Origin of the sequence: Prochlorococcus marinus str. MIT 9107, assembly GCF_000759855.1 — a bacterium.
Lineage (GTDB): Bacteria > Cyanobacteriota > Cyanobacteriia > PCC-6307 > Cyanobiaceae > Prochlorococcus_A > Prochlorococcus_A marinus_N.
The window spans coordinates 1-25,156 of sequence record NZ_JNAI01000003.1; the positions used below are offsets into that span (position 1 = coordinate 1).

A 25,156-nucleotide genomic window follows, 5' to 3' on the forward strand; every position below is an offset into this window, starting at 1 on the left:
TTTTGCCATCCTCTTTTGGTTCAATGTTTCCCTCTTCTGTAACTTTCTCCTCTTCCTTCCCCTCTTCTGTAACTTGCTCCTCTTCCTTCCCCTCTTCTGTAACTTGCTCCTCTTCCTTCCCCTCTTCTGTAACTTGCTCCTCTTCCTTCCCCTCTTCTGTAACTTGCTCCTCTTCCTTCCCCTCTTCTGTAACTTTTCTCTCTTCCTTTATTTTTAATTCACTTCCTTTTCTTCCAAAATCATCTTTACCTGCAATAAAGAAAATAAGTGCGCTAATAAAGAAAAGTGCAAAAAGCAAAATTTCCATTTACTAATACCATTGAATTAAATACAAACTAGTTTAAAAATCTAATTTTAATCAACATCAAATAATACAAATCATAGTAAATTTAGTTAAATCAAAGTATTAATATAAACTTCTTTAATATCAATCAATTTAAATATTTAAAAACCAAAGAGTGTTATAAATTTTACTTTGATAAATATTTTTAAAATATAATTTTTGTGATTATTAAGTTTAATATTTACCTATTTTATTACATCTAGATCATTTATTCTTTATATTTAGGGATGATTTTCCCCTCCTCTATTTATAAATTTTGCTCTTGAATAATTCGTTGAAGATCATTACTGTTACTTCAGTAATTAAATTTATATAACATGATAGAGACAATCCAAGATCCAACATTATTTTTACTTTTCGGTAGTGTTGGACTTTTACTTTTTGATTCAATAGGTTATGGAATTTATACAACAGTTGGACCATCCTCCCATAAGTTAAGGGACACAATTAAAGATCATGCAAGAATGCATGAATTAGGGTTTGCCCAAGATCACAATGGTCAAAACGAAAATGAAGCAGAACATATTCATTGAAATATATGTATTTATATTTCTTTGATTCGGAATTAACGACGCAATTCTTCTTTATTTCAATTCTCTCAGGAGCATTGTTATCATTCTTTATTTTTCTTCTATTTTGGTTGCCTAATCAAAATGCCATGTTTACAAAACAGTAGCTTTGCTTTTAGGGATTTTAAAAATTTAACTATTTAATTTTAAATAAACCGTTTGAAACCTTAAAAGTTGCTACATTTCTGTAACATTGAATCATTCTATACATTCATTCCCCGATTATTGTTTACAATTAGTAATATTTTATTAATATATCTTTACTTAAATGAACACAAATAAGGACATCCTCGATCGAGCCATAGGGAGACCAGCAATGATGGCTTTCATGCTCTTAGTGGGAACATATGTAACAACAGGTCAACTTATTCCAGGTATTTTTTAATGGAAAATCAAAAAATAAACATTGATCCTCAAAAGACAAAAGCAGAGAAATTAAATGGTAGGTTTGCCATCATTGGTCTAGTTGCTCTTGTTGGAGCGTACATAACAACCGGACAAATAGTTCCTGGGGTTATTTAAAGGCTTATTTTTTTCTAACTTTCTAGGTCAGCTTTTTAAAAAAGTTGACTTTTTTTTATTAAAAATAATTTTTTTTAAGTCTTTATTTGAACAGAACTTTTAATCTGAGATGTTTGATGATTTGATGATTTCCCATGCTTCTGATGCAGAATCTGCATATTCAAAAAGATTTAAGTGGTCATCTTCAATTAATCCAAGATCAGCTAGATATTCGAAATTAATTATCTTATTCCAATAATCTCTACCAAAAAGTATGATTGGGATTTTAGTTTTCATGCCTGTTTGACAAAGTGTTAATAGTTCAAATAATTCATCAAGTGTTCCAAATCCTCCAGGAAAAAATACAGCAGCCACTGATCGCATAACAAAATGGATCTTTCTTAATGCAAAATAATTAAATTTAAAGCAAAGTCCGGGAGTTATAAAAGCATTTGGGATTTGTTCATTAGGGAGACTGATATTTAAACCTATAGACTTACAATTAGCTTCAAATGCTCCTCTATTAGCAGCTTCCATAATTCCTGGCCCCCCACCTGTCACAATCACATGAGAATTACAGTTTTTATCTTGATTACTAATTGAAGCAAGTTTTGAAAACTCTCTTGCGGATTGATAGTAGTGACTCATTAGAAGCAAATTTTCTAATCTATTTAAATTTCGTTTTAGAAGTATCGATTTAGGACTTTTTTTTATTAACTCTTCTATATTTTTAATTCTCTTTTTTGTATTTGTTTCTTCTCTAATGCTTGCGCCTCCAAAAATAATTATGGTTGAAAGAATTTTATTTTCTTCAAGGATTAAATCTGGTTTAGTAATTTCAAGAAGCATTCTGACTCCTCGCATCTCATTTCGACTAAGTAAATCAATATCTTCATGAGCCAATTTATAAGTATCAGAATTAATAATTAAATTCAGGTTTTTTAAATGATTTGTTTTAGGCGACATCTGCTTTTTTGTTTTTTTCATTTCAAGCAAGAGTTTTAACTTTTCTTTCTAGAGGATTAAAACAGACTCTTTTAATTTTGTTATTTTCGTAAATCCAATAAACAGGTGGACTTTTTCTTGCCTTAACTAAATTAATTTTGTCTAATTTTTGAGGGATAAATTCTTTAGCAGGATCAAAAAATTTATCTCTTTTGGGTTGGTTTAAAACAATACTACCTTCTTTACCTGAGATTGATCTATGATAAGTTCCTATAGGAATTTCTAATGCTCCCATAGCTCTATTTAAATAAATCACATGATGAGGTTCATCCCAGGAAGGATTTATTAAAACAAATTTCCTTTCTCCGGTGATAACTAAATTGTGATCAATTTGATGATTGTGAACGTAATATTGCTCTTCATTAAATTTAACTGGTGGAGATATAGCTTCTCCAGAATGAATCACAACATCAGAACCATTAGAGATATCTAAGCCTGCATCGAAAAATGTGACCTTTGGAGTCTCTCTAAAAACATTTATTGGGAAGAATCTTAATTTCATAGTGCTAACTCCCTTTTAGAAAATTTACAAATACGATTAAAAAATTATTTACTTTTAAAAATCACTATTAAATTATTTTTAATTGCAACAAACCAAGCAATCTTCTTTATTTTTATAATCTATACATTCTTTATTTAAAGTTGCTTCTAGAAAATCCACTTTCTTAACATAATCAATATCTTTTAATTCTTTGTTTGGAACAGTGAATTGTGTTTGTAGTTTCATTTTCTGTTCTCCTAATTAATACTGTTTTTTGAATCCATTCCAAGTTTGAGAAAACCTTAATCCCATATAAGAAATTAAAATTGTCCAAAATAAAATCTCTATACCTAAATTAGTCATTTGCCTAGCCTCCTTTCTATCTGATTAATCTTTAGTATGTTTATTATGTAAAAATCAAGCGTAAGAATACCTAAAAGTTAAAGTGTTAATCACAAAAAATTTTGCAATGGTTGTTACTTGGATGCTCTGCACATTCTTTATGCCAATAAGCTCCAATTTCTTTTGGTTCAATATCATATGTAAGGTCTTTTTTATCCAAATTAATTTCTTGGATAGTAAATTTGTCTTTTAGTGCCATAAGACTTAACTCTTCACTACATCTATTTTCTAATTCATTTGAATAGTTAATTTCAAGTTTTATGTGTGCGGTTAGAGGAACAAAATTGTACGGATTAAGGATCAAAAAAACCTCAAATTAAAAATAATTACAAGGAAGATATTTTAAAAAATATTGATTTCAACTTTAAAAAAATTCGGATAAGTTTCCATATAAATTCTGTTCCTTTATATCTTGTCTGAGATCAGCCATTATTATTCATCCATCTAATCTATCTGCATATTCTCTTAAAACCTCAGCCATCTTTTGAGGTGGAATTTCTTGTTGATATTCTCTGCATAAATCAAAAAATTTATCCAAGAAATCTTTCATTAAAGAGGACATGAAAATTAGCGTTTCATTTTAAAAGTAAAGTATGCAAACCCACCAAGAAATAAAAGACTCAGAACCTCATAAGTAATTGCTATTTCGTACATGTGAGTCATTTATTTATAAAGACATAAGCAGAATATAAATAAACTAAGAAAACTCCAATAGCAATCGAAGTTCCATAAATAAGAAAGTTCCAAATTTTATATAATTTAGGTTTTTTAAATTCTTTTTCTTCTTCTTTAGTAATCATTTATTTCGTTTTTCTTTTCTGGCAGCATTACCTTTTGCTCTTAATACCAAAGTTATTGTAAGGGCAGCACTTAATATCACAGCATCAATTAATAGGTGTGGGGAGATATTCATTAGCTCATAAGAGAAATAAGAAGAGTCATTATCTTTTCAGTAATAAATCTTTTATCCATTAAAAAAAGGTATTTTATTTATCTAATTTTAGTTGTAATATCCTATCGTTTCAAGTTTTAAATGCAATAATTTTAAAAATAATTCGTTAAAATAATTTTATATTATTAAATTGTTAATGCAAACTACAGATAAGCCTTTTAAAAAATTATTACCCGCTGGGGAAAAGATCAAAAAATATTTGCCTTTTTTTATTGGATTTAAATTGTTTAAATTTACTGGTTTTCTTACTTACATTATAAATCACTAAATGATATTAACTGCATAAAAAATTGTATTTGATTTTCTCGCAGCAAATTTTTCTAGTTTTCAATTTTGATTTTAGATTTGATTTATTGAAAGATAAAAAATAGAATTTGATAAAGATCCAGTTTATAAAGAACAATGAACAGAAATATTCAATCATATTTCTAATAGAGAAATAAAGGCATTAATTTGAAATAAATTTAAATTGCTAATTGCTTGAATTAGGAGAAAATATAAATAAAAATGATATATTTAAATTCTGAATAGCTTCTGCTTGCTCTTATTTTTGATAATTTGCAAACTAACTGAAAATTTTTTTATAAATAAAAAATTATTTAGATTTATTTAATAAGGCTATTTATATTGGTTCTCTCAATGCAGTAATAACTAATCCACCTATCAATCCTAGATTCATAAGTACCGCTCTTTGATGGAAAGGGAATACATGAAAAATTATTGTAGTTGGGATGAGAAAAAGTAATAAAAATACTGAACCAATCTTTTGATTTTCTCCAAAGATAAAAAATCCAGAACCCAAGATAAGACATATAATTGCTCCCACTAGGAGTACAGATGATAATGGTTCAGAAATTCCTTTTGATGAAATATAGTCAACTGTTCTTTCAAAATCATTTATTTTGCCGTGGATTGCTGAGATAAATATAGCCGAGATGGCTAATCTTGAAAAAAAATCTAAAAGAGATTTGATACGTTTATTTTTGAAACTTAAATTTCTCATAGTTTTATTATATTAAAAATATTATTTGTTAAACAAATACTTTGTTATTTATATAAATCTTTAGAAGATTCTCTAATAAGTTTTCTATATTAAAAAAAGTCTCCTAATTAATTTAAATCTTTTAAATATAATTTAGAGTATTTTTTATTTGTCTTTTTGTTTTCATGTAATAATGAATATAAGTTAAATTAAAAATGTTTAATAAACTACTTTTATCTTTATTTTTACTTTTTAGTTCCTTTATAACTATTTATCCTTCAAAAAAAGAAAATACTAATTTATTAGATTATTGTTATTCTCTAGAAAAAATAATTTCTAGAAATTCAGTAGAAAAAAATCAAAAATTATCAAATAAATTTAAGCCTTTTGCAAAAGATATTACTGCATTTGGTTCTAATAAAACTAAAGGATCTTTGGCTAATAAGATAATTGATCAATATAAAAATTCGAAAAAATTGTTTGTTATAACTCTAGTTCCTAATAAACTTTATTGTTTCGCTGGGTATTGGATTGAGGAGGTCAATCCAGGAATATTTAAAGCAATTTTCTATGAGAAAAGCAAAGAAAGAATAAATGAATATAAAAATATAAAAAAAGAAGTCGATGAATTTATTAAGGATATTAATACAAAATATAATTCTATAAACATAGAAATTAATAATCTTTTTTAATAAATTAAAATGCTTTTTTGAGGCTGAAATTTTTTTTTATATTTGATTAACTTTTTCTAGATGTCGAAATAAAAATTTTTCAAAAGCTAAAAATAAACATAAAGCAAATAATTGATAAAGAATAAATAAATTTTTATTGATTCTAAATTTTAGTTTGCCTTGTATAAGATTTCAAATAAGCTAAATTTTATATGTTTATAAATTATATTTTTTAATTTTTTTCTGATTTAAACTTTCTATAATTCTGACTATATTATTAATTTATTAAACATATTTTTAAAATTTAATTTAAGTAAAAAAATTAGTGAGCGATTATACAAGTAAATTAGAACTTTAAAAAGAAACTCACAGATATTATTTGATAGACTTTATTATTAATTAAACGTAATTGCATGTTATGAACATTTACCTTTTCTAGATTCTATTTTTAGCACTATGGGCAATAGTCCCATTAATTATTATTAAAGGGAAAAAAGACCAATCACCCAAAGTTCAGACTTCTCCTGAAGTTAAATCAAAGAAAAAAGGATGGTTTAATTAAAGAACTATTTGAATTTAATTTAAACTTTTTAAGATTTAATCTGAAATTTTAATTATCATCAAAAACGTTTACTTAGTTAATTGACAGTTATAAAATTATTATTAAAGATTTAATTTTAATTTAAATGAATGAAATAAGAACACCTTGGGGCTCAATTTCTTCAAAAGTTAATTTATTTCCAATTTATTACTTAATATTTATTTACGGGTTTGTATACATACTACCTTTTGGTAAAAATTTAATTGGTATAACTTGGTTTGATTTATTGAAAAAAGAAGATGGGCCATTGGAATGGTTGCAGTTTAGTGAGTTTTTTGTTTCCTTTCTAATTGGACTTTTTATTTTCTATAAATCAAAAAAAAAGAGATCAATCAATTCGTTGATTTGGTTATTTTTTAGTATATTTTGTTTCTTGATTGCTGCTGAAGAAATAAGTTGGGGGGAGAGAATTACAGGCTTTACTTTGAATTCAATCTCAGAGTTAAGTATTCAAGGCGAGACAAATTTTCATAATCTTCCTTTTTTTCATAATCTTTTTCTTGATCCTTTATTACATATTTTATGTATTTTCTTAGGTTGGGTTGGATGGAGAAAATGGTCACATTTAAGTGCGTTACCAAGTAGAAAATATAGCTTATTTTTTTTATTAGTATCTTTATATTTTGCCTACTATGATCTCTCCTGGGCTTCAACAATTCAGCATATTAGAAATGATCAAGAGATTTTCGAATTTCTCTTGTCTACTGGAATTTTTTTGCATTTTTTGCAGAATATACGATTATTAAAAAATTCAAAAAAATAAATTTTTCATTACTCAAATAGATAATTAAAAATTCCTTTTAAGTTAAAATGGTTTACATATTTGAAGTGCCATTCAAAATATGAGAAATTTTAATCTTTAAAATACTTTTATAAGGTACTTAAATAATTATGTAGATGTCCTTTTTAAAAAATAAAATCCACCACCTAGAGAAATTACTAATGGAAACCAAGCTGCAATTATTGGAGAAAGTAATCCCTTAACGCCAAAAGAACTGCATACAAATGAAATTACATAATAAACCAATATTAGAATTACACTCAATCCAAACCCCTGACTTTTTGAAGATCTTAAATTAGATTTAGTTCCCAAAATACTACCTATTAATCCAAAAACCAAACATGCACAAGGCAAGGTAAATTTTTCTTGAATTCGTACTTGAATTTTTCTAATCTCTTTTTGATTTCCTATCTTTTTATATATTCTTTCAGCCTCTAAAGCTTCTTGTAAAGACATGTCACTTGCATCCTTTGGGACTTTTGCTAGATCTAATGGACCTTCAACGAAAGGATATATATATTGTTTGAATTTAATACTTGTTGTTTGGCCAATAGAGTCAGTTGAAACAATATTTCCATCTTTGAATATCCAAGAAGAATTGGATTTATCAAAGATGGCATTATTAGCAGTAAGGATCTGTTTTATATTTTCTCTTGAAAAGTCTAAAACTGTAACTTCTTTCATCATGTTATTTTCAAATTTGGAAGCATAGAAGATATGAGTCAAGAATGTATTTGTTTTTGTTGGTTTATTAGTAATGGGATCTATTCTTGATCCTTTTCTAGAAAAAATAATGTTATTTTTACCTTTCCCTTTATTGAAAGAACTTCCTATTCCGGATCTTAAAGTTGATTCAGCAAGCTTATTACTAGTGGGCACTAATTTATCATTGAAATAAAAAGTTAATCCTGTCATGAAAATTGAAACTGCAATAGCTGGAGCAATAATTCGAGATGTTGAAATTCCTAATGACCTTAAAGCTAATAATTCAGAATTGGCTGATAGTTTGCCATAAGATAATAATGTTGACAATAAGACAGCCATTGGAAAAGATAAAACTAAAAAACTAGGAAGGCTATAAATTAAAGCTTGTATAGCTTGTAAAAGAGGTAAACCATACTCAACTATTTTCCTAATCAGATCAAACATTACACCCACAGAGAGAGAAATCACAGTAAAAGCAGAAATAGCAAATATCATAGGTGGTATTATTTGCCCTAACAACCATCTATCTATTAGGGGTATTGAATACCAAGGAATAATTATTTTATTGATGGTTTTTTTTATTAGTGATTGATTTGAAAGTTTCAAAAGAAATTTATGTTATTTATACGTTCTTTTCTCTCATTATAAAATATCAATGATTTACAGACCAATATTACAATGCTTATTTAAAGCCTATTTTTTATATGTAATCCCTAAAGTAAATCAAAAAATGATTTTTCATACTTGCAGTTAAACAAAAGATTTGGTTTCTTTAGTATAAAAAGCAAATTAATGCAAAATAAAACTTTTTTAAAAGAATGTAAGTGCATGCATTGCCAACAAAAATTAGAACAGATTAATATGTCAAGATTATATTGGAACAAAATAATTTTAAGAAAAAATAAAGCCCAATTTATATTCTAAATAATCTGGAATTTGCAAGTAATTCCACAATAGCAACTTTTTAAAATATATATGAAATGAAAGACATTAAAGTTGTTGAAGCGAGTCTTTAAATGCTCTTTTCAAGTTATTTTATTACTTAGCTTTTTGATTTCTTTTGTAGATTCTATTTTCTCTATTTAAAAGAAAAAGGATAATAAGGATAAAAGAAGGAATGAGAATAAAATCTAAAGACACAAATTATATAGACTCTATTTTTTATTTAGCAAAAAATTTAAACTTTGACATTCTTTTAAGGCCTGAAAGCTTTTTTTTAATAAAAAAAATCTAATCTAATCTAATCTAATCTAATCTAATGGTTTTTATATGGGTTGCTTTAAAAAATTAAAAGAGCTTGCAAGTATCCCACCGGCAAGCTCATGACGACCAGGTTAATCACATTTCTGAGAACAACCAGCTAAGCACTTCCTAAATGCTATACATATATTACTAAGTAAAATTACTTACTGTGAGTATAAATGCTTATTTTGCAAATAAATCCGCAAAATAGATCAAAAGAAATAATTTAATTAGATTGTTTGGAGCAACTAGTTTTTGTCATAATTGTCACATATTGTTCAATAAGTGATAGGTATAAAACCTTTTATCGCTTTCTGGTTTACGAAAATTAATATTTGTGTTACATTATTTAACAATTCAAACTTCTAAATGTCAAACTCAGAAATTACAACAGAATCAGGTGGGAGACAAAATATGTTCCCTTCTGAAACAAGACCTTACATAGATGAAACTGTATCTTACGATGGATATCCTCAAAATGCAGAAAAAGTAAATGGCAGATGGGCCATGATAGGATTAGTTGCACTTCTAGGGGCATACATAACAACAGGCCAGATTATACCAGGTATTTTTTGAAAAAATCTTACTAACTTTATAATTTTCTCCTTTAAAAAAATAGTAAATGTTTTCATAATTAATGATCAAAAAAAATTAATTATAAAATTATCAATTTCATACGTATATTTAAATTCTATTTAACTTAATTTTGAAAATGAAAAAAACCAAATAAAGGTTATTGCATTAAGACCAAATATTATTCCTAGAAATAAATATGCAAATTTTTTGCCTATAAATGCTGTCTCAGGCTCAAGCTTTACTCTCATCTAACCCTTAAATTCTAATTATTAAGATAGCATTATTTATAGAACAAAATTAAAAATGATTAAATTAATAGTTTTTGCCTAGATTATTTTTTAACTTTAATTTAATTACTATGGAGTTGTTTAAATACTTTAGTTAGGTAAAAATTTCTTAATATTGTTGTTTAAAAACCTTTTTAGTTTGTGTTAATCTGGCACCTATGTAAATTAGTAAAATTAGCCAAAATACTATTTCCAATCCTAGGTTTACCATTTCATTTAACTCCAATCAATATCATTAATCTAATGCTATTTCTACTATTGCGGTAGAGTTTTTATACTGATTTTGAGAATGTTATTTATACTTGACTTTAGAATTTTTAAAAATCAGACAATTTAAAAAATTTTATTTCGATTAACTAGAGAAAAAAAAAGAACCAAATTTAATTTTAAATTTGGTTCAATATATGAGTTTTTAAGTTTTTCCTTAAATGAAACCTGGAATAATTTGACCTGTTGTCAAGTAAGCTCCAACAAGTGCTATAAAACCTAACATCGCAAATCTCCCATTTAGCTTTTCAGCTACTATTTTTTCTTTTTCTATAATTTTGGTTTCCGTGTTTTTCATTAGAACCAACCTGGAATAATTTGACCAGTTGTTACATATGCGCCAACTGCTGCGACGAAACCTAGCATTGCTGCCCAACCATTAAAACGTTCTGCTTCTGGAGTCATTTTTTTGTGTAATTTGTAAACAAATATAACATATTTATTTATTTTTGTAAACAAAAATATTAAATATCCCCTTCATCTCTCTTAATTTGTCAAATATGAGTCAAATATGTATCAGAATATACCCCTCTTGCGGTTTGCTTTCAAAGCTATTATTTGTAAATCATAAATAAAAAATATAAAGTACGTCCTTTTTATTTTTATGGTTTAATCCTCATCTAGAGGTAATTTAAATTATTATAGATTTTAGAGTTAGCTAGTAGGTATACAGGCTGACTCTTTATTATGGATTTTAAGGTTTATACAAAGAACAGTTTTTATAACTCAAATAATTGCTATTAATAAATAAGATGTTTAAATACTTATGTCATTTGCAACTTATTACTTTCATTTAATTTTTGCGAGAATTCCTTCTCTATTAAGTTCTGATTTAATACTTTATATAGTGCCCGCTCTTACAATTTTAATATTATTCTTTAGCTTCAAAATAATGTTTTTTAAGACTCCTAAGTTGAGAAAAGTTAAATAAATTAGGATTTTAGAAGAATTTAAATTCATTTCCCATTTTTAAAATTTTGGACAATAGACTTTTTTTTTCGGCTACTGAGAGAAATAGAAACTGTATTGGAGATGTTCTATCTAGAGTTATAAAAAAAAATGGTTCAATATTGGAAATTGGAAGTGGAAGTGGTGAACATGGAGTATTCTTTCAAAAACGCTTTCCTAAAATAATATGGCAGACAAGTGATCCGGATTTATTACATAGAACAAGTATAAGTTCTTGGATTAATCATGAAGAATTAAATAATAAAATGCCTCAGCCTATAGTTATTGATTTAGAAAAAATCCCTTGGATAATTCCACTGAAGATATTAAATTCTTTGCAAGGTATAGTATGCATTAATGTGATTCATGTAGCAAAATGGACTAGTACAATAGCGCTCTTTAAGGAGTCAGGAAAATTACTTAATAAGGGACAATTTCTGATATTCTATGGGCCATTTAAAATTGGTAATAAGCATACAAGTCAAAGTAATTATTCTTTTGATAATTTATTAAAAATAAAAAATGATCTTTGGGGTATTAGAAATCTTGAACATGTAAGTGATGAAGGTAAAAAAAATGGTTTTTTAAAAGAAGATACAATTATTATGCCTGCGAACAATTTTTTAATAATTTACAGAAAAATTTTTTGATTAAATTAAATTAAAAATATCAATAATTAATAAAAAGTATTTTTTTACTTGTCAAGCTGAGAGTTTTCTTCTCCATTCTTTATGCTTCTCATCTAAATCTGATACTTTTTCACCTAAAATCAACTGTTTTTCTAATAATTCCACTTTTGTAAGAGTTATTATCTCTGAATAAAATTTAATAGGTTGTTTCCCAAGAAAATTGTCTCCACTCATAAGATTTTTATTAACCAATTAATTTTTAAGATGAAAATTTGGTTATTGCTTGTTCTTTAATATTTATTTCAGGTTTGTGTAAATTAATGTGATAAAAAAATTAATTTTATTATGTTTATAATCCTCTTTTATTGTATGAAGATTGCCAGATATATCTCCCTTCTTTGAGGTCTGACTTAACAGCAACGCAATTACAAGCAATATTCCAGAGGGCTTTGGGTATAGGATCAGGATTAAAAAGATATGCTTTTTTAAAGGCTTTTTTAATTAAGACAGTAGCCTTTTTAGCATGATAATGAGGTATAGCTGGACAGACATGATGAACGACATGGCTAGAACCTATATTGTGATGAAGGAAATCAAGTATTTTACCGTAAGGCCTGTCGATAGATAAAAATGCTCCTCTCATAAAGGAAAATTCTTGATTAGAAAGATGAGGTACATCTGAATCTGTATGATGAAGCCATGTATAAACTACCAACCAACTATTAACTACTAATAAGGGGCCAATATACATTGCAAGTACTGGAAATAATCCATACTTAGAAACAAAGAAGAAAATACCCAATAATGTGACAACTACACCAATATCTGATATCCAAACTTTTTTAGTCCAAATTGATGGCCATAAGGCTTTGGAAAATGGTTTAATTGGCCAAAAATGATTTGAAGTTCCATATTTAATACCCCCAGTACTCCCTGTAAGTAAATAAGCAGGCCAGCCAAATACTAGATGAAGAAGTAGTTGTAAAATTCCATAATTTTTCTTTCCTATCGAATGTGAAAAATGTAATTCTTTTTCTCCGCCAATCTTCTCTGTCACTCCATCCCCCTCAATTACTAAAGGAACGTGAGTTTCACCATTCGTTACATTATTTGTGAATCGATGATGAACAGCATGTGATCTCTGCCATGAAAAATAAGGAACTAGCAGTAATGAATGTAGTAAATATCCAGTTATAGTTTCCAACGCTTTGTTTTTAGAGAATGCTCCATGCCCACATTCATGGGCAATTACCCAGAATCCCATAGCAGTGGTACCTGATAATAATGAGTAAATGATCCAAATTGGGATCATTTTTGCAGTAAATGGAATAGATAAACCTATTACGACTACTAATGATTGAATTAAAGTTGATTGTAAAAGATACCTCAATGAGGTTTTGGTATCGCACTTAAAATAGTGTTTAGGGATAACATCCTGAAATTCTTTTATGCTTGGAATATCTTTGTTTTCTATTACAAGCGCTTGGCCTTTAAGACCTGAAAATTTTATATTACTCAAATTTTTATAGATAAGAATTTAGTTTAATAAAAATGGATATACATATTCTATTATCCATCAAAGGATCTCTTAATGAAAATTAATGTATAGTTTGTTTTTTTCAATGGAATTTTTACATGCCTATTTTTTTCTTCAAAAAAATTAATTTGAGTAGAACATTTTTGCTTTTATACTTTTATCCGAATCTCTAAATTGCTCAATATAATCAGTTTTTGCTGTGCCTGACTTTCTTCTTCTTTAGAGCTCATTTAATTTAAAGACCGCGTATATATCTTTTTGGGAGTCCTTGTTGTTTTCTTGGTTTTACTAAAATAGGTAAAACAATTACTCCTACTGTAAAAAGACAAATTGGAGCCACTACCATTAATATAGATTCTAAAGACATGAAAATATTTTGAATTTATTAATAAATAGCAGGATTTTTTTTTAAAGTCATGCGTATTTATATCTATTTAATTCGAATTGCTGCAAATCCTCCACAAATTATTAAGCAAAAAAGAAAAAAATATTAAAAAACATCGATTTTTTCATAATTCATCCTATTTATTTATTCATCTGTTTCCCTAAAGTGAAGGTATCTCTCATGGATGAAGAAAAAAAATGGATGCTAATGACTTATTATTGTCCAACACATGGCGATTCAGCCATAGCAAAACCGATTCAAATAACAAAAAAAGAAATTAGTGAAACACTCTTTAAAGAAGGTAAGTCCTCTAAAAATTAATTATTTAGAATTTACTTAATGTCTTGAGAAAGGATTTAATGCATAGTTAAAAATCTTATAAAGTATCAATTTATCTTGTTCAATCGCCTAAGTTTTTTAATAAGCCATCTAAATAAAGCTATAGGAAAGGAAATTTTGAAATTCGATCCTTTTTTTTATTAAAAACATAGCTTAATACAAATTAATGTTTTTAAGAGTAATAAATAAAAAAAATTTTATCTAAATTCGACTTTAATTTCTGTGCGTAATTAATAATCTATTAACCTTAAAAAGGTTTTATTATGCTTAATTTTTAAGCTTGATCAGAATCGCAGGTTAATTTACATTGACTTAGCTCATTAGATGATATCCTCTCTAAAATTCTTAACATGTCAATTTCCGAAAGCTCTCCATTAGAGTTCCATTTAAGAGTTGTTTTCCTTTGCGGGGAATTTCTTTTATTCATTTTGATAACCTCCCTTTAAATGAATTTCTAAACAACGAGTAATACATTTTTGATGACCATCTACAATACTGCATTCAGTAATACATTCAAAATATGAATTAATAGGATCTTTTTCTGTATTCTCGTAAGCAGAAATAAATGAATTATTCATAAATTTTTAAATTTATTTGAAAAAGATATATAGCACGAAATTATAATTAATAATTAACTTTATGAAGTAAATTAGAAAAAATAAGTATTATTTACTAAATTAGGATTTCACCTCATTTGCCTTAAGAAGGTTTGTAATAATATTCTTCTAAAAAATGGTGGAAAATAACAATTTTAATTTTACGAAGTAAATTCTCTGACTTTCGTTTCTTCCAATTTTGATTTTTGAATATTAATTTTTTCTAAATTAAACTTTCAAAAAATCAGCATAAAGACTGATTTACTTTTGAATAATTTAATTAGATGATAATAAAATACACTTTTAGATTTTCAAATGAAATCAGCAACTTATTGGCTTTCGAAAATGTTTGAGAGTATGGCAAATGCTTTCATTCATCCTATAAAGAATGACTTGCCTCCATCTATTGGAACACACGCATATAGTAGTATTCCTCTTAAGAGAAAATTTAGACGAAGATATAATTAAGTACTAACTTATTGAAATTAATCTTTCATTTTTATTATCCCAAATAATATATTTGAAGCAGTTTGGAAAATCGCTTAATTTTAAGAACTTTGATTGCTTAAGCGAATGACTATTTGCGTTATGACAGGCTATTAAATTATAGTTTGGGATTCCTTCAGAAAGATGATGAATGCTATGGAATGATATGTCTGCTAAAAACCAATTTAGCAAATTAGGTATATTTAAATTGCTACTACCTAAAATTGCACCTTCCAAGATGTCCCAATTTTTTGTATTTTTAGCATATGCATTTTTATAGTTATGTTGGACGAAAAAAATACATATTAGAATAGCGGCTGATAATGTGGATACTAAAGAATAAAATAACAGGAAAAATACTATTCCCAACCATTTAGACATAAACATCCATCCTGTTATTACTATGACGTTATTCGTTATTAATTCAAATAGCTCACTAAAATTATCACCGTAATCAGAAAAAGGGGGCTTGACTCTGGATTTGATAGCTAATAATTCAGAAAATTTTCGTTTCTTAAGTTTGATAAAAGCCTCTTTTACTAAATCATTAGAAAAATTAAGAATTATAATCAGCAATCCTAATCTAGGTTTCAAAACTAAATAATAAAATCCTCCAGGGAAAAGCATTATCCAATTTCTACTTAATCTGTAAAATAATTGTTCTCTTTTTGAGAGATGATTATAATCCTCAAGACTTATAAAATCTATGGGACCTTTATAGATTTCCCAATTACCATTATTTCTATGATGAAATGCATGGTCAATTGACCATGATTTTTGAGGAATGCCATTTACTAGGCCAAGCAAAAATCCAAAGAAGCTGTTTAACTTCGTTTTGTAAAAAGAGAGTTATTACCGCAATCATGCATTAGTGAAAATGTTCTAGATGAAAGTAGCGTTAGAAGACAGAGAATAGGTCCTAATAAGAAAACTTTAATTAAGAAAAAGAAAGGCGAATTTATTATTTGGTTAGCAATTAACCAAAGAGAGATAATTGGGACTATGGTAGAAGCGATTTAAAAAAAAGCTCTACAATTATCTCTTTGTTAGAAATGGCTTTATTAAAAAATCACTTCTTCTTATTTTGGTCATATTTTTTCTAGTACCTTTTAATGAAAATAACAAATTTCAAAAAAATATTTATTATTAATTAAGAAGGGCAATTTTTTTGATAAATCACTAAAGAATAAATTCTTTAGACATAGTTCTCAATTGATCTAAATTTAATCTCTTTAAGTAATTCTTAAAATCACAAAGAGTCTTCTTTGATTCAGAATCTTTATTCTTATAAAGAAGGCTATTAGAAATTAATTCTACAAGATGATCTTTATCCATAACTCCTTATAGACCATATTTCCTATTAAAAAAAATAAGGTCTTGAATTCGAGATCATTAAGTTATGTTTTAATAAGATTATTTTTAAAAATTATTATTAATTAAATTTTTATTTCATAAATTTTTTAAATCTTGCTCTATTTTTTCTAGTCTTTCATTTAATTCTTTTTGTTCCATAATTAAGCCTCTCTTATTTTTGTAAGTTCTTTGTTCAAAGGTGAATTCAAATATTTTTGATATGCGACAAAAAAAAACTATTATTGCTACTGCAATACCAAGAGCACCAATAATTAAAATTGGAGATGAAGGAAATTCATAAAACGGAATAGACAAAGTTATTTAATAAAATTTAAGTTTAGCTATCTCTAAATAATAAAAATAAGTAATAAATGCTCATTCTTGAGGGAATTTCATAGATAATTATTTTATATATTGTGCAAACAAAAAAAATTAAGGTTTTTCTTTAATTTAATTTAATTTAATTTAATTCATAAAAATGAGTAATTGTACAGCTGTCAAAGGAAGAAAAGCTAATAATGATTAAATTAGTAAAAATCTTTTCATGAATAAAATCATTAATAAAAATCATAATAAATATGAACCTTGGTTTAAATGGTTAACTAGAGAACTTAATTCTTATGAGGCTTTTAATGATTTCGACTCTGGTAAAAATCCAGAAGATGTTGCAGAGGATTTTATCTCTAATAATAGGATTGCTATTTCGCAAGTTTTTGAGAATTTTGATGAAGAAGATAAAGATACACTCGATCAGTTTCTTAAATTAACAGAATGTGAATGGCATGTTTTTAGAATTCTTGAAAAGCAAATAGCGTTAAGAAATAATATAAAATTTGTAGATTTTAAAAAAAGAAAAAAAATAAAGAGTTGATTTTCATTGAATTAGCATATAAATATTTTTTAGATAAAGTTAAATTAACTTAATTTAAATTTTTCTTTAGGATAAATTCAGCTCATATATAAATTAATTAATATGCTCTTGAATAATCTTTTAATTTCTATATAAATTTATTTTTGCCATTACCAGACTTCCCAAATCCTAACCAGATAAACCATAAAATCCATCCAAATATTGGTATTAAATTTATAAAGATCCATTTCCAATTCTTACCAAAATCTCTGATTCTTCTTATATCAATAGCTATTGTAGGAATAATACAAACAATTCCATAAGCATTGAAACCAAAAGTCTTTAAAAATATTGGGATAGTAATGAAATAAATTATCAGATTTGCTAATTGAACATACCACCAGTCTGACCTTAATGTGAAACCTGTGAAGTCTGTAGCTTTAATCCAAAATTGTTGATATGCATTTAAAAAGTCTTTAAGCATAAATTAAGATTACAAGAATTTAATATTATCAATTTGATCTTTAATTTATCAAAATGTTATTTATTTACTAAATAGGATCAAATAGATTCATATCATTTGTATCTTGTTTTGTGATCTCTTCTCGATTTGGTAATGAACAGAATCCGTCTTTGCAAATCATCTTTTCTTTTGCAATATCTGTAGTCTCCGAGAATGTATTTTTATTATGGTTATTTGAAGATTCTTTCAGCATTTATAATGGAAAAATTAAAGCCAATATTAAATTAATAACTTAATTTATATTGATAGGCAACAAAATTAATATTAATCATTTACTTTTTTTGATTTGGTAAGTCTCTCCAAAATAGTGCCATTATGTAAATGAATAAAGATATAGAACAAATATAGAGTAAAGAATTTAAATGCATGTTTATTTATGAAGGGAATAAAGCATAATAAGTCTCTCTTTAAAAAAAAGGAATAACTATGAATAGGTAATTGTTTGATTAAGCAATAAGATAAATTCTAATATTTATTTAAGGTTTTTATGATTTTCCCAAACTTTCAAAAGTTCAAATAGTTATTTATTAGGAATATATTTAAGATAGTAAAACTTATAAAGCCTTTATATAAATAATGCTAATAAGAAAATTCTACATTTTTAATTTCTTTTTTGATATTTAGGATGAATCCTTATTTATTTCTTCTAGAGCTTTTCTACCCTCTTTTAGAGTCTTTAAGACTAGTAACGATAGAGAAGAGATAATCAGAATGGCAAGTGTAACTAAGGAGATAAGATTGGTATTGACATTATGAGCCATTTAACTGACGTTAATTTGCTGCTGTGATTTAGAAGATTATACGTTAGATCTCGAATAAGCAGGAATTAGCATTCCACCATCTTGGTCATCATTATTATCATCATCGAAGCCACCTCCAAGAAGTAACTCTATAATTACGAGTACAGCTACGGGATAAAAACACCATAATAATGCTGTAAAAGGAATTACTGAGGATGAAGCTGAATACAAGTCTGTCATATATAGATCTTAATCAAGAGAAACAACAATTGTGGATTCCTTGGGTAGTGGTATTATTTATCTCTATAGATATTTTTTAAAACTTTTTCTGTCATACTAATAAACCTTAGGTATATATTGACATTTTCATACTTGAAGATGAATTTGAATAATAATTGTCTTCTACACTACTAAGAAACTCATAATGACATAATGAATCATGCAATTGTTATTTTTTATACTTAACAATAATTGTACAATTTTGAATCAAAAACTATTATTTATCTTGATTTTATTAATTCTATGTTTTCTTTCACTTTTGATCCTTTGGCTGCGATATTTGGTATATCAGGAATTGTAGGCTTCTTTTTCTTCGTTTCTGCTGCTAAGAAAACTTCAAGTATGAATACTAAGCCAAACAAGCAATTAGATTAGAAATTCTCAGTCAGAAAAATAAATTGAGACTTTAAATCTATTATTTTTAAAGGGCTTGTTAATTATTATTTATTCCATTTTCTAGAAATAAACTCAAGAAAATCTTTTAGGTCCTCTTCAGGACAATTTGTTTGTTTTTGTAAATCAATGCAAATTTGTTTAATATTTTCATATGCTTCTTTTACTGTTTCGTTTTTCTCGATAACCTCAAAATATTCTTGATCAGTAAAAGGCATGATATTAGTTTTCCTTTTGGAAATTATGTATTAACTATATTTTATCTGCATTGACTTAATAATAAAACAAGAAAAAACTTTTTTTCTTACATTTTACTTCTCAACCGATAATTTTTTTTAAATACTTTGTTTAACGCCCACTTGCAGTAAAGCCCATCTTGAAACTCAACAAGAACTCCAGCTTTAATTCAATTACATAAATTGCACCTTTTGGGGAACTTATATTAGCTTGGAATTCAGTAATTTAGCAAATTTACTTATTATCTTAATTCCATTGGAATTTGCTTAGCTAACATTCCCAAATAGGCCAACTTTTTATTCCATACTTAATTATTACGCTTGCACTACATTTAGAAGAGATTAGAACTTTCAATAGTTCTGATATATTTTTATTTTATTTTTTTAAATAAAAGAAATCTTTATTTTCGAGAATGTATATTTATTTACTGTCTTTTATTCTTTTTCGTTTATTATTAAAAAAATCTAAATTTATGGATGAGCTTTCTGTATTATCAATTTCTTTATCTATAGCTTCTCTTGGGATATTTTTTTTATTTTTTGGGTCAAATGATGATGATGATCAAGAAGGAGGTAAGTTGATTAAATTAGCCCAAAGAATTAATTAATTTAAAGTAAATAGAGCGTTCAATAAAGATTTATAACCTATAAAGCCTGCATAAATACAGCTTAGAAAAATAACATAAACTTCAAAAGTTCCAAGTTTTTTCTTCTTTAAAATTTTCATTATTCTAAGTATTTACAAGACAATTTTATTTAATCTTATTTCTATTAACATGAGTATTTATTACATTAACCCCGACATTACAGAACTATTAATATCAAGCCAAAGAATAAAAAACAAGTAAAAAATATTATTTTTTTAGTAATTTCTCTTTCCTCATTCTTAGCAAAAAATAAAGAAATTACTGGAGATATACTTAATAAAGCCCATCCCACTCCTATGGGAAGTGTTTTAAATACAATTTGTTGTAGCAATATTCCTAAATTGGTTCCAAGCAATATTGAAACCAAAAATCTTTTTCGTTGATTTTTTTCCATTTTTTTTAAGAAAAAATTAATTTTAAATCTTTCTAAAGTAATTAAAAAAATTATTGCACCTAATAATCTAATCTCAGTTGTAAGGAGAGGAGATAAATTGCTTTGAAGGAAAACTATCCTTGAAAATAGACCTCCTAAAACAGCACATAAAACTGATAAAATAGGAAATGCATAAATCTTAAATTTATTTTTTTCTGAAAAAGGTGAGTTTCCCTCCTTATAATTATTCCCTTTTTTGAGAATTATGAAAAGCGAAATCGATACAATGATTATTCCAATCCATGATTTGGGTTTTAAATTTTCATTAATAAAAATTTCACCCGATAAAGCAGCCATTAAAGGAGAAAGAGTTTCTACAGATAGAGTTTTTCTTGTGCCAATTGTTTGTAATGACTTTAGGTAGAAGGTATCACCTAAACCAATACCTATTATTCCACTAAATAGCAGGATAAATATGTATTTCAATTCAGTTGAAGAACTGAGATTTACAAAAGACGGAATAAAAATTAAAAAAGCTATTGTATTTTTTATTAAATTTATATCTATTGCTTTATATTTTTGAGTTTGCGATCGCCAAATAAAGCATGCATAAGTCCAAGATGTAGCAGCTCCAAAAGCAGAAAGGATTCCAATCAAAACGAGTAATCTCTAGAAAATTTTATTTTATAAATTGAGTTAGTGCTAAAAAAAATACATACATAAGAATTAAGACTCCAGGCAAGTACTGAATTAAAGATTTTAAATTATTTATTTTCATGTTTACGTAAAATGAATTTTTATTTTAAAAATTTTTTTTTCTAATAGGGTATAAACTTTCTAATTTTTTTCTTCTTTGCACTTTTGCATTAATTCTTTCTTCTTTTTCTTTTTTCTTGATTTCATCATTTATCTTATTTTGCCTGTATCCAAACCAGAGCAGAATCCAAATAAAAGAGGTTATTAAAAGAAGAACTGTATATTGACCAGTCATGGGGAAGCTGGCCTCAGAATATTTAACGTAAGAAAATATTGGACTCATTTAATTAAAATAGAGCATAAAAATACCGACTGCGTTGATTTTTTTTAAAAATTCAAAATGACAATAAATTGCTGCTATGTAATTTATGGTTTCTTAAGTTTTTATATATTTTTTTATAATTTTCGGGAAGAATCTTTCTAGGTATCACCTTGCTATTATCAGATTAAGGAATATTGTAGGATAAGTTTTTGGAACCTTTTGATTTAGCAGTTGTAGGCGGCGGTGCAGCTGGTTTTATGACTGCAATAATTGCTGCTGAAAATGGAGTGAAAAGAATAATAATTCTTGAGGGGACTTCAAAACTTATGGAGAAAGTAAGGATTAGTGGAGGTGGAAGATGTAATGTAACCAATGCAACATGGGTACCAAATGAACTAGTTGAGAATTATCCTAGAGGTGGTATTCAGCTCTTGGAAGCATTTAATCGCTTTGCGGCTGGAGATGTATTTGATTGGTTTGAGAAAAGAGGGTTAAAGTTGAAAATTGAAGATGATCTAAGAGTATTCCCTGAGTCTAATTCTTCTTCAGATGTTATTGATTGCTTGAGAAAAAGTGCTTTATCAAAAAAAGTGGAGATATTAACAAAATTTTTTGTAAAAGAAATTTTGAAAACTCCAGATAATATATTTAATATTTTTAGTCTTAAAAAAGAAAAGGTAATTTCAAAAAATGTAATTCTCTCAACTGGTGGCCACCCTAGCGGATATAAATTAGCTGCAAATCTTGGGCACAGTATTGTAAAACCAGTACCATCACTTTTTACTTTTTCTACAAAAGAGCCAAATTTGGAAAAATGTAGAGGTGTATCTATAAAGGATATAGATATTGAAATTAAATTAAAAAATAAGACCTTTTATAATAGAGGTGATTTACTAATTACTCACTGGGGTTTTAGTGGACCTGCTGTGTTAAAACTTTCATCAATTGCAGCGAGGGAACTTTTTAGTCAAAAATATAAATTTAATCTAATAATAAAATGGTCAGTTTTAAGTTTTGAAGAGTTAAAAGAAAAAATTAATTATTTAAGATTAAATAAAGGTAAGGTGAATTTAATAAATAGTAGACCTGTTCCATTATTAACAAAAAGATTATGGATTTTTTTATTAAATAAAATAGGTCTTGATAAAGAGAAAAAGTGGTCTGATTTAATGGCGGATGAAAGAGATAAAATGATAAATATTCTTATGAAGGATAAATATATTATTTCGGGCAAAGGTCCATTTGGGGAGGAATTTGTTACTTCTGGAGGCGTAAAAATTAATGAAGTTAGTTTTAAAAGTATGGAGAGCTTAATTTGTCCAGGATTATTTTTTTCTGGAGAAGTTTTAGATGTTGATGGGATCACAGGTGGATTTAATTTTCAACATTGTTGGACAAGTGGATGGATCGCTGGAATTGCAGTTTCAAAGTTAAATAATAAAGTAACAAATCAATAAGTTTATCTTTTTTTATTAAGTATTAGCTGGAAAAAGTTTTTTGGAGAAAATTTAATTTTAAAGTTTTAATTATTGGTTAAGATTAATGAAGAATCTTGTATCAAAGAAAGAAGAAGAGGAAAGAAGACTAAAAGCTTTAGCAGAGTACAGGATTTTAGGAACCAAGCCAGAATCATGTTATGACGATATTACCAAAATTGCTGCTAAAACATGTAATGTCCCTATTTCTCTAATGACTTTGGTAGACAAAGATAAGCAATGGTTTAAATCTAAAGTTGGACTTCAAATATCAGAAACTAGAAGAGATTGGTCTTTTTGTACCCATGCAATAAAAGAAAATAGTCCATTAATTATTCATGATGCTTTCCAAGATGAAAGATTTATAAATAATCCATTGGTAACTGGAGATCCAAAGATTCGTTTTTATGCAGGTTTTCCTCTTAGAAATAGTGATGGTAATAAACTCGGAACTCTTTGTGTAATTGATAGAAAGCCAGGAAATTTAACTACGCAACAATTTAATATTATGGAATTATTATCCAAGCAAATAGTTTCATTTTTAGAGCTTAGAAAAAAATCATTAAACTTGCTTGATGCATTGTCTAATTTGCATAAACAAGAAGGGATTTTATCTGTATGTTCATATTGCAGAGAAGTAAAAAATAAAGAGGGCGATTGGATGCATTTGGAAAAATATCTCTCAAACATTAGTGATATTAGATTTAGTCATGGGGTTTGTGATAAATGTATGGAAAAACATTTCCCAGATGTAATAGAGGTATGGAATAAAAAGGATTTTTTTGAAGATGTTCAAAAAAGGTATTTAGATTCTTAGATTAAATACTTTGCTTTTAAATTATTAATATATTTCCAAGCAAATTATTCATTTGGTGGTTAGTATTGTATAAATTTTGACTAGAGAATGTTATTAGGAACTTTATTTACAGGTGAAATTGTTAAAAGTGCATTGGTAGCATATGTTCATTATTTAGGAATTATATTGTGTTTTGGTTCTTTATTGTTTGAAAGATTGACTCTCAAAGTAGGTCTTAATAGAAATGAGACGATCTCAATGATAATTGCAGATGTGGTTTATGGTTTGGCCGGAGTTGCAATATTAGTAACTGGTATATTGCGAGTTAAGTATTTTGGCCAAGGAGGTGATTTCTATACAGCTAATCCTGTGTTTTGGATAAAGGTTTCTCTTTACATTTTGGTAGGATTACTTTCTTTATACCCAACAACAACCTATATCTTATGGGCAATTCCATTAACTAAGAATAAATTACCTGAAATTTCTGTGAACCTTGTTAAGAGGTTTAGACTAATTATTACCACCGAATTAGTTGGTTTTGCAACAATACCTTTGTTTGCAACTCTTATGGCTAGAGGTGTAGGTTTAGGTTGAAAAATTTATTTCTAGAAAGAAATTGTTTAATAAGTAAAAACAAAAGATATAGATGGAGTTTAAGTTATAAGATTTCTAAATCTATTAAAGAAATTATTTTTATTGGTTTAAATCCTTCATTATCGGATGCAGCTTTTTTGGATAATACAACAAAAAAGGTAATCAAAATTTCGAAAAACAATAATTATGGCAAAGTAAAATTAATAAATCTATTCGCTCTAATTTCAAGTAAGCCAGATAAACTTTTTAATCACAAAAACCCTGTTGGTTATCTAAACAATAAACATATTGATAAAAACTTAAAACACTGGTCTGAAAATAAAAATTGTGATTTATGGTTAGGTTGGGGCAACAAAGGAAAATTCCTAAATAGAAATAAAAAAATATCAAAAAAAATAATCCAATATAACTCAATTAGGAGAAATAATTTTGAAAATCCTCTTGGACCGCTTTTTATTAAGAAAACAATCAAAGATAATCCAATACATCCTCTATATTGTTCCGATAATTCTATCTTCAATTCTTATTTTTAGGTAATAAGGATGAAATCCAAACCATTACTTTTAGCTATTCCATTTGATATGTGTTATTTTT

Annotated in this window: 37 protein-coding genes and 2 pseudogenes; 16 read left to right on the forward strand and 23 right to left on the reverse strand. The window is 26.8% G+C overall.

Annotated elements, in window-relative coordinates:
• Positions 1-307, reverse strand: a 307-nt coding sequence (locus EU92_RS0108760; protein WP_032523510.1) for a hypothetical protein, incomplete at its 3' end; no start/stop codon positions are given.
• A 353-nt stretch (positions 308-660) separates the two neighbouring features.
• Here EU92_RS0108760 and EU92_RS07410 point away from each other — a divergent pair.
• The 3 genes from EU92_RS07410 (at position 661) to EU92_RS07400 (ending at position 1,434) form a co-directional block, all read left to right on the forward strand.
• Positions 661-876 carry a photosystem II reaction center protein PsbN gene (locus tag EU92_RS07410; RefSeq protein ID WP_032523377.1) on the forward strand — a complete coding sequence of 72 codons (216 nt, stop codon included), beginning with the start codon at positions 661-663 and terminating at the stop codon, positions 874-876.
• Between the two features lie 304 nt (positions 877-1,180).
• On the forward strand, positions 1,181-1,297 hold the full coding sequence (locus tag EU92_RS07405) for a high light inducible protein (protein WP_032514829.1): 117 nt from the start codon (positions 1,181-1,183) through the stop codon (positions 1,295-1,297).
• On the forward strand, positions 1,297-1,434 hold the full coding sequence (locus tag EU92_RS07400; protein ID WP_032514830.1) for a high light inducible protein: 138 nt from the start codon (positions 1,297-1,299) through the stop codon (positions 1,432-1,434). The genes EU92_RS07405 and EU92_RS07400 overlap by 1 nt, the downstream gene beginning before the upstream one ends.
• 99 nt (positions 1,435-1,533) lie before the next feature.
• On the opposite strand, the gene EU92_RS07395 is transcribed toward EU92_RS07400, so the two are convergent.
• The 5 genes from EU92_RS07395 to EU92_RS07385 form a co-directional block, all read right to left on the reverse strand.
• Positions 1,534-2,400, reverse strand: a complete 867-nt coding sequence (locus EU92_RS07395; RefSeq protein ID WP_080727634.1) for an LOG family protein — start codon at positions 2,398-2,400, stop codon at positions 1,534-1,536.
• A 1-nt stretch (position 2,401) separates the two neighbouring features.
• Entirely contained in the window at positions 2,402-2,920 is a 519-nt protein-coding gene (locus EU92_RS07390) for a hypothetical protein (protein WP_032514827.1), read from the reverse strand.
• Between the two features lie 78 nt (positions 2,921-2,998).
• Positions 2,999-3,145 carry a hypothetical protein gene (locus EU92_RS09790; RefSeq protein ID WP_193741703.1) on the reverse strand — a complete coding sequence of 49 codons (147 nt, stop codon included), beginning with the start codon at positions 3,143-3,145 and terminating at the stop codon, positions 2,999-3,001.
• 202 nt (positions 3,146-3,347) lie between these two features.
• Positions 3,348-3,605, reverse strand: a complete 258-nt coding sequence (locus tag EU92_RS0108765; protein WP_032512824.1) for a hypothetical protein — start codon at positions 3,603-3,605, stop codon at positions 3,348-3,350.
• A 1,270-nt stretch (positions 3,606-4,875) separates the two neighbouring features.
• A complete protein-coding gene (locus EU92_RS07385; protein ID WP_052045040.1) occupies positions 4,876-5,256 on the reverse strand; it encodes a DoxX family protein in 381 nt (126 codons plus the stop codon).
• Positions 5,257-5,450: 194 nt separating this feature from the next.
• Here EU92_RS07385 and EU92_RS07380 point away from each other — a divergent pair, with 194 nt between their 5' ends.
• Together EU92_RS07380 and EU92_RS07375 are read left to right on the forward strand one after the other, a co-directional pair.
• The gene (locus EU92_RS07380; protein ID WP_032512823.1) at positions 5,451-5,927 is read left to right on the forward strand and encodes a hypothetical protein; all 477 of its coding nucleotides are present in this window, start codon (positions 5,451-5,453) and stop codon (positions 5,925-5,927) included.
• Positions 5,928-6,592: 665 nt separating this feature from the next.
• Entirely contained in the window at positions 6,593-7,270 is a 678-nt protein-coding gene (locus tag EU92_RS07375; RefSeq protein WP_032512822.1) for a hypothetical protein, read from the forward strand.
• 126 nt (positions 7,271-7,396) lie between these two features.
• Here EU92_RS07375 and EU92_RS07370 read toward each other — a convergent pair whose 3' ends face one another.
• Positions 7,397-8,599, reverse strand: coding sequence for an LptF/LptG family permease (locus tag EU92_RS07370; RefSeq protein WP_032512821.1), 1,203 nt, complete (start codon positions 8,597-8,599; stop codon positions 7,397-7,399).
• A gap of 1,005 nt (positions 8,600-9,604) precedes the next feature.
• On the opposite strand from EU92_RS07370, the gene EU92_RS07365 reads away from it, so the two are divergent.
• Positions 9,605-9,811 carry a high light inducible protein gene (locus EU92_RS07365; protein WP_032523511.1) on the forward strand — a complete coding sequence of 69 codons (207 nt, stop codon included), beginning with the start codon at positions 9,605-9,607 and terminating at the stop codon, positions 9,809-9,811.
• Positions 9,812-10,522: 711 nt separating this feature from the next.
• Here EU92_RS07365 and EU92_RS07360 read toward each other — a convergent pair.
• Together EU92_RS07360 and EU92_RS0108770 are read right to left on the reverse strand one after the other, a co-directional pair.
• Positions 10,523-10,663, reverse strand: coding sequence for a high light inducible protein (locus EU92_RS07360; RefSeq protein ID WP_032512819.1), 141 nt, complete (start codon positions 10,661-10,663; stop codon positions 10,523-10,525).
• Positions 10,663-10,770, reverse strand: a complete 108-nt coding sequence (locus tag EU92_RS0108770) for a high light inducible protein (RefSeq protein ID WP_011132751.1) — start codon at positions 10,768-10,770, stop codon at positions 10,663-10,665. The genes EU92_RS07360 and EU92_RS0108770 overlap by 1 nt, the downstream gene beginning before the upstream one ends.
• A gap of 572 nt (positions 10,771-11,342) precedes the next feature.
• On the opposite strand from EU92_RS0108770, the gene EU92_RS07355 reads away from it, so the two are divergent.
• The gene (locus tag EU92_RS07355; protein ID WP_032512818.1) at positions 11,343-11,963 is read left to right on the forward strand and encodes a DUF938 domain-containing protein; all 621 of its coding nucleotides are present in this window, start codon (positions 11,343-11,345) and stop codon (positions 11,961-11,963) included.
• A 51-nt stretch (positions 11,964-12,014) separates the two neighbouring features.
• Here the strand turns inward: EU92_RS07355 and EU92_RS09795 are convergent, their stop codons facing one another.
• The 3 genes from EU92_RS09795 to EU92_RS10235 form a co-directional block, all read right to left on the reverse strand.
• A complete protein-coding gene (locus EU92_RS09795) occupies positions 12,015-12,194 on the reverse strand; it encodes a hypothetical protein (RefSeq protein WP_032512817.1) in 180 nt (59 codons plus the stop codon).
• Positions 12,195-12,291: 97 nt separating this feature from the next.
• Complete coding sequence (locus tag EU92_RS07350) at positions 12,292-13,461, reverse strand: fatty acid desaturase (protein WP_032512816.1); 1,170 nt, start codon at positions 13,459-13,461, stop codon at positions 12,292-12,294.
• Positions 13,462-13,714: 253 nt separating this feature from the next.
• On the reverse strand, positions 13,715-13,846 hold the full coding sequence (locus tag EU92_RS10235; protein ID WP_275040510.1) for a hypothetical protein: 132 nt from the start codon (positions 13,844-13,846) through the stop codon (positions 13,715-13,717).
• A 198-nt stretch (positions 13,847-14,044) separates the two neighbouring features.
• Here EU92_RS10235 and EU92_RS09800 point away from each other — a divergent pair, with 198 nt between their 5' ends.
• Positions 14,045-14,185 (forward strand): hypothetical protein, encoded by a 141-nt coding sequence (locus EU92_RS09800; protein ID WP_193741701.1) that lies wholly within the window; start codon positions 14,045-14,047, stop codon positions 14,183-14,185.
• A gap of 292 nt (positions 14,186-14,477) precedes the next feature.
• Here EU92_RS09800 and EU92_RS09805 read toward each other — a convergent pair whose 3' ends face one another.
• Both EU92_RS09805 and EU92_RS09810 read right to left on the reverse strand, forming a co-directional pair.
• Positions 14,478-14,630 (reverse strand): hypothetical protein, encoded by a 153-nt coding sequence (locus EU92_RS09805; RefSeq protein WP_193741700.1) that lies wholly within the window; start codon positions 14,628-14,630, stop codon positions 14,478-14,480.
• Positions 14,623-14,781, reverse strand: a complete 159-nt coding sequence (locus EU92_RS09810) for a hypothetical protein (protein WP_193741699.1) — start codon at positions 14,779-14,781, stop codon at positions 14,623-14,625. Before EU92_RS09810 ends, EU92_RS09805 begins: the two co-directional genes overlap by 8 nt.
• Positions 14,782-15,114: 333 nt before the next feature.
• On the opposite strand from EU92_RS09810, the gene EU92_RS09815 reads away from it, so the two are divergent.
• Positions 15,115-15,267: a hypothetical protein gene (locus EU92_RS09815; RefSeq protein ID WP_193741698.1), complete on the forward strand. Its 153-nt coding sequence runs from the start codon at positions 15,115-15,117 to the stop codon at positions 15,265-15,267.
• Positions 15,268-15,270: 3 nt separating this feature from the next.
• Here the strand turns inward: EU92_RS09815 and EU92_RS0108775 are convergent.
• Together EU92_RS0108775 and EU92_RS07345 are read right to left on the reverse strand one after the other, a co-directional pair.
• Positions 15,271-16,101: pseudogene (locus tag EU92_RS0108775) on the reverse strand (fatty acid desaturase); the annotation flags it as partial.
• A gap of 633 nt (positions 16,102-16,734) precedes the next feature.
• Positions 16,735-16,953 (reverse strand): annotated as a pseudogene (locus tag EU92_RS07345) (M protein).
• A 229-nt stretch (positions 16,954-17,182) separates the two neighbouring features.
• Here EU92_RS07345 and EU92_RS07340 point away from each other — a divergent pair.
• Positions 17,183-17,509 carry a hypothetical protein gene (locus tag EU92_RS07340; RefSeq protein WP_032512814.1) on the forward strand — a complete coding sequence of 109 codons (327 nt, stop codon included), beginning with the start codon at positions 17,183-17,185 and terminating at the stop codon, positions 17,507-17,509.
• Between the two features lie 127 nt (positions 17,510-17,636).
• Here the strand turns inward: EU92_RS07340 and EU92_RS07335 are convergent, their stop codons facing one another.
• From EU92_RS07335 to EU92_RS07330, 4 genes are all read right to left on the reverse strand, one after another.
• Positions 17,637-17,972 carry a DUF805 domain-containing protein gene (locus EU92_RS07335; protein ID WP_032512813.1) on the reverse strand — a complete coding sequence of 112 codons (336 nt, stop codon included), beginning with the start codon at positions 17,970-17,972 and terminating at the stop codon, positions 17,637-17,639.
• 67 nt (positions 17,973-18,039) lie between these two features.
• Complete coding sequence (locus EU92_RS09825; RefSeq protein WP_193741696.1) at positions 18,040-18,204, reverse strand: hypothetical protein; 165 nt, start codon at positions 18,202-18,204, stop codon at positions 18,040-18,042.
• A gap of 427 nt (positions 18,205-18,631) precedes the next feature.
• Positions 18,632-18,772, reverse strand: a complete 141-nt coding sequence (locus tag EU92_RS10125) for a hypothetical protein (RefSeq protein ID WP_206537405.1) — start codon at positions 18,770-18,772, stop codon at positions 18,632-18,634.
• A gap of 36 nt (positions 18,773-18,808) precedes the next feature.
• Positions 18,809-18,991, reverse strand: a complete 183-nt coding sequence (locus EU92_RS07330) for a hypothetical protein (protein WP_032512812.1) — start codon at positions 18,989-18,991, stop codon at positions 18,809-18,811.
• A gap of 282 nt (positions 18,992-19,273) precedes the next feature.
• Between EU92_RS07330 and EU92_RS10240 the strand changes: the two genes are divergently transcribed.
• A complete protein-coding gene (locus EU92_RS10240; protein ID WP_275040512.1) occupies positions 19,274-19,405 on the forward strand; it encodes a hypothetical protein in 132 nt (43 codons plus the stop codon).
• Between the two features lie 65 nt (positions 19,406-19,470).
• Here EU92_RS10240 and EU92_RS09830 read toward each other — a convergent pair whose 3' ends face one another.
• Positions 19,471-19,641: a hypothetical protein gene (locus EU92_RS09830; protein WP_193741695.1), complete on the reverse strand. Its 171-nt coding sequence runs from the start codon at positions 19,639-19,641 to the stop codon at positions 19,471-19,473.
• 491 nt (positions 19,642-20,132) lie between these two features.
• On the opposite strand from EU92_RS09830, the gene EU92_RS10245 reads away from it, so the two are divergent.
• Positions 20,133-20,267 carry a hypothetical protein gene (locus EU92_RS10245; RefSeq protein ID WP_275040513.1) on the forward strand — a complete coding sequence of 45 codons (135 nt, stop codon included), beginning with the start codon at positions 20,133-20,135 and terminating at the stop codon, positions 20,265-20,267.
• Between the two features lie 196 nt (positions 20,268-20,463).
• Here EU92_RS10245 and EU92_RS07325 read toward each other — a convergent pair whose 3' ends face one another.
• Together EU92_RS07325 and EU92_RS0108780 are read right to left on the reverse strand one after the other, a co-directional pair.
• On the reverse strand, positions 20,464-21,336 hold the full coding sequence (locus EU92_RS07325) for a DMT family transporter (protein ID WP_032512810.1): 873 nt from the start codon (positions 21,334-21,336) through the stop codon (positions 20,464-20,466).
• A gap of 145 nt (positions 21,337-21,481) precedes the next feature.
• Complete coding sequence (locus EU92_RS0108780) at positions 21,482-21,718, reverse strand: hypothetical protein (protein ID WP_032512809.1); 237 nt, start codon at positions 21,716-21,718, stop codon at positions 21,482-21,484.
• A 188-nt stretch (positions 21,719-21,906) separates the two neighbouring features.
• Here EU92_RS0108780 and EU92_RS07320 point away from each other — a divergent pair, with 188 nt between their 5' ends.
• From EU92_RS07320 to EU92_RS07305, 4 genes are all read left to right on the forward strand, one after another.
• On the forward strand, positions 21,907-23,154 hold the full coding sequence (locus EU92_RS07320; protein WP_032512808.1) for an NAD(P)/FAD-dependent oxidoreductase: 1,248 nt from the start codon (positions 21,907-21,909) through the stop codon (positions 23,152-23,154).
• An 85-nt stretch (positions 23,155-23,239) separates the two neighbouring features.
• Positions 23,240-23,989, forward strand: coding sequence for a GAF domain-containing protein (locus EU92_RS07315; RefSeq protein ID WP_032512807.1), 750 nt, complete (start codon positions 23,240-23,242; stop codon positions 23,987-23,989).
• 87 nt (positions 23,990-24,076) lie between these two features.
• Positions 24,077-24,562, forward strand: coding sequence for a DUF2214 family protein (locus EU92_RS07310; protein ID WP_032512806.1), 486 nt, complete (start codon positions 24,077-24,079; stop codon positions 24,560-24,562).
• On the forward strand, positions 24,559-25,095 hold the full coding sequence (locus tag EU92_RS07305; protein ID WP_032523378.1) for a DUF1643 domain-containing protein: 537 nt from the start codon (positions 24,559-24,561) through the stop codon (positions 25,093-25,095). The genes EU92_RS07310 and EU92_RS07305 overlap by 4 nt, the downstream gene beginning before the upstream one ends.
• The last annotated feature ends 61 nt before the right edge of the window (positions 25,096-25,156 follow it).

Excerpts from the sequence above, each read along its gene's own strand:
- EU92_RS07410 (WP_032523377.1), top strand. The coding sequence starts at position 661 with ATGATAGAGACAATCCAAGATCCAACATTATTTTTACTTTTCGGTAGT.
- EU92_RS07405 (WP_032514829.1), top strand. The coding sequence starts at position 1,181 with ATGAACACAAATAAGGACATCCTCGATCGAGCCATAGGGAGACCAGCA.
- EU92_RS07400 (WP_032514830.1), top strand. The coding sequence starts at position 1,297 with ATGGAAAATCAAAAAATAAACATTGATCCTCAAAAGACAAAAGCAGAG.
- EU92_RS07395 (WP_080727634.1), bottom strand. The coding sequence starts at position 2,400 with ATGAAAAAAACAAAAAAGCAGATGTCGCCTAAAACAAATCATTTAAAA.
- EU92_RS07390 (WP_032514827.1), bottom strand. The coding sequence starts at position 2,920 with ATGAAATTAAGATTCTTCCCAATAAATGTTTTTAGAGAGACTCCAAAG.
- EU92_RS09790 (WP_193741703.1), bottom strand. The coding sequence starts at position 3,145 with ATGAAACTACAAACACAATTCACTGTTCCAAACAAAGAATTAAAAGAT.
- EU92_RS07385 (WP_052045040.1), bottom strand. The coding sequence starts at position 5,256 with ATGAGAAATTTAAGTTTCAAAAATAAACGTATCAAATCTCTTTTAGAT.
- EU92_RS07380 (WP_032512823.1), top strand. The coding sequence starts at position 5,451 with ATGTTTAATAAACTACTTTTATCTTTATTTTTACTTTTTAGTTCCTTT.
- EU92_RS07375 (WP_032512822.1), top strand. The coding sequence starts at position 6,593 with ATGAATGAAATAAGAACACCTTGGGGCTCAATTTCTTCAAAAGTTAAT.
- EU92_RS07365 (WP_032523511.1), top strand. The coding sequence starts at position 9,605 with ATGTCAAACTCAGAAATTACAACAGAATCAGGTGGGAGACAAAATATG.
- EU92_RS07360 (WP_032512819.1), bottom strand. The coding sequence starts at position 10,663 with ATGAAAAACACGGAAACCAAAATTATAGAAAAAGAAAAAATAGTAGCT.
- EU92_RS0108770 (WP_011132751.1), bottom strand. The coding sequence starts at position 10,770 with ATGACTCCAGAAGCAGAACGTTTTAATGGTTGGGCAGCAATGCTAGGT.
- EU92_RS10235 (WP_275040510.1), bottom strand. The coding sequence starts at position 13,846 with ATGTCTTTAGAATCTATATTAATGGTAGTGGCTCCAATTTGTCTTTTT.
- EU92_RS09800 (WP_193741701.1), top strand. The coding sequence starts at position 14,045 with ATGGATGAAGAAAAAAAATGGATGCTAATGACTTATTATTGTCCAACA.
- EU92_RS09805 (WP_193741700.1), bottom strand. The coding sequence starts at position 14,630 with ATGAATAAAAGAAATTCCCCGCAAAGGAAAACAACTCTTAAATGGAAC.
- EU92_RS09810 (WP_193741699.1), bottom strand. The coding sequence starts at position 14,781 with ATGAATAATTCATTTATTTCTGCTTACGAGAATACAGAAAAAGATCCT.
- EU92_RS09815 (WP_193741698.1), top strand. The coding sequence starts at position 15,115 with ATGAAATCAGCAACTTATTGGCTTTCGAAAATGTTTGAGAGTATGGCA.
- EU92_RS07340 (WP_032512814.1), top strand. The coding sequence starts at position 17,183 with ATGAATAAAATCATTAATAAAAATCATAATAAATATGAACCTTGGTTT.
- EU92_RS07335 (WP_032512813.1), bottom strand. The coding sequence starts at position 17,972 with ATGCTTAAAGACTTTTTAAATGCATATCAACAATTTTGGATTAAAGCT.
- EU92_RS09825 (WP_193741696.1), bottom strand. The coding sequence starts at position 18,204 with ATGCTGAAAGAATCTTCAAATAACCATAATAAAAATACATTCTCGGAG.
- EU92_RS10125 (WP_206537405.1), bottom strand. The coding sequence starts at position 18,772 with ATGGCTCATAATGTCAATACCAATCTTATCTCCTTAGTTACACTTGCC.
- EU92_RS07330 (WP_032512812.1), bottom strand. The coding sequence starts at position 18,991 with ATGACAGACTTGTATTCAGCTTCATCCTCAGTAATTCCTTTTACAGCA.
- EU92_RS10240 (WP_275040512.1), top strand. The coding sequence starts at position 19,274 with ATGTTTTCTTTCACTTTTGATCCTTTGGCTGCGATATTTGGTATATCA.
- EU92_RS09830 (WP_193741695.1), bottom strand. The coding sequence starts at position 19,641 with ATGCCTTTTACTGATCAAGAATATTTTGAGGTTATCGAGAAAAACGAA.
- EU92_RS10245 (WP_275040513.1), top strand. The coding sequence starts at position 20,133 with ATGGATGAGCTTTCTGTATTATCAATTTCTTTATCTATAGCTTCTCTT.
- EU92_RS0108780 (WP_032512809.1), bottom strand. The coding sequence starts at position 21,718 with ATGAGTCCAATATTTTCTTACGTTAAATATTCTGAGGCCAGCTTCCCC.
- EU92_RS07315 (WP_032512807.1), top strand. The coding sequence starts at position 23,240 with ATGAAGAATCTTGTATCAAAGAAAGAAGAAGAGGAAAGAAGACTAAAA.
- EU92_RS07310 (WP_032512806.1), top strand. The coding sequence starts at position 24,077 with ATGTTATTAGGAACTTTATTTACAGGTGAAATTGTTAAAAGTGCATTG.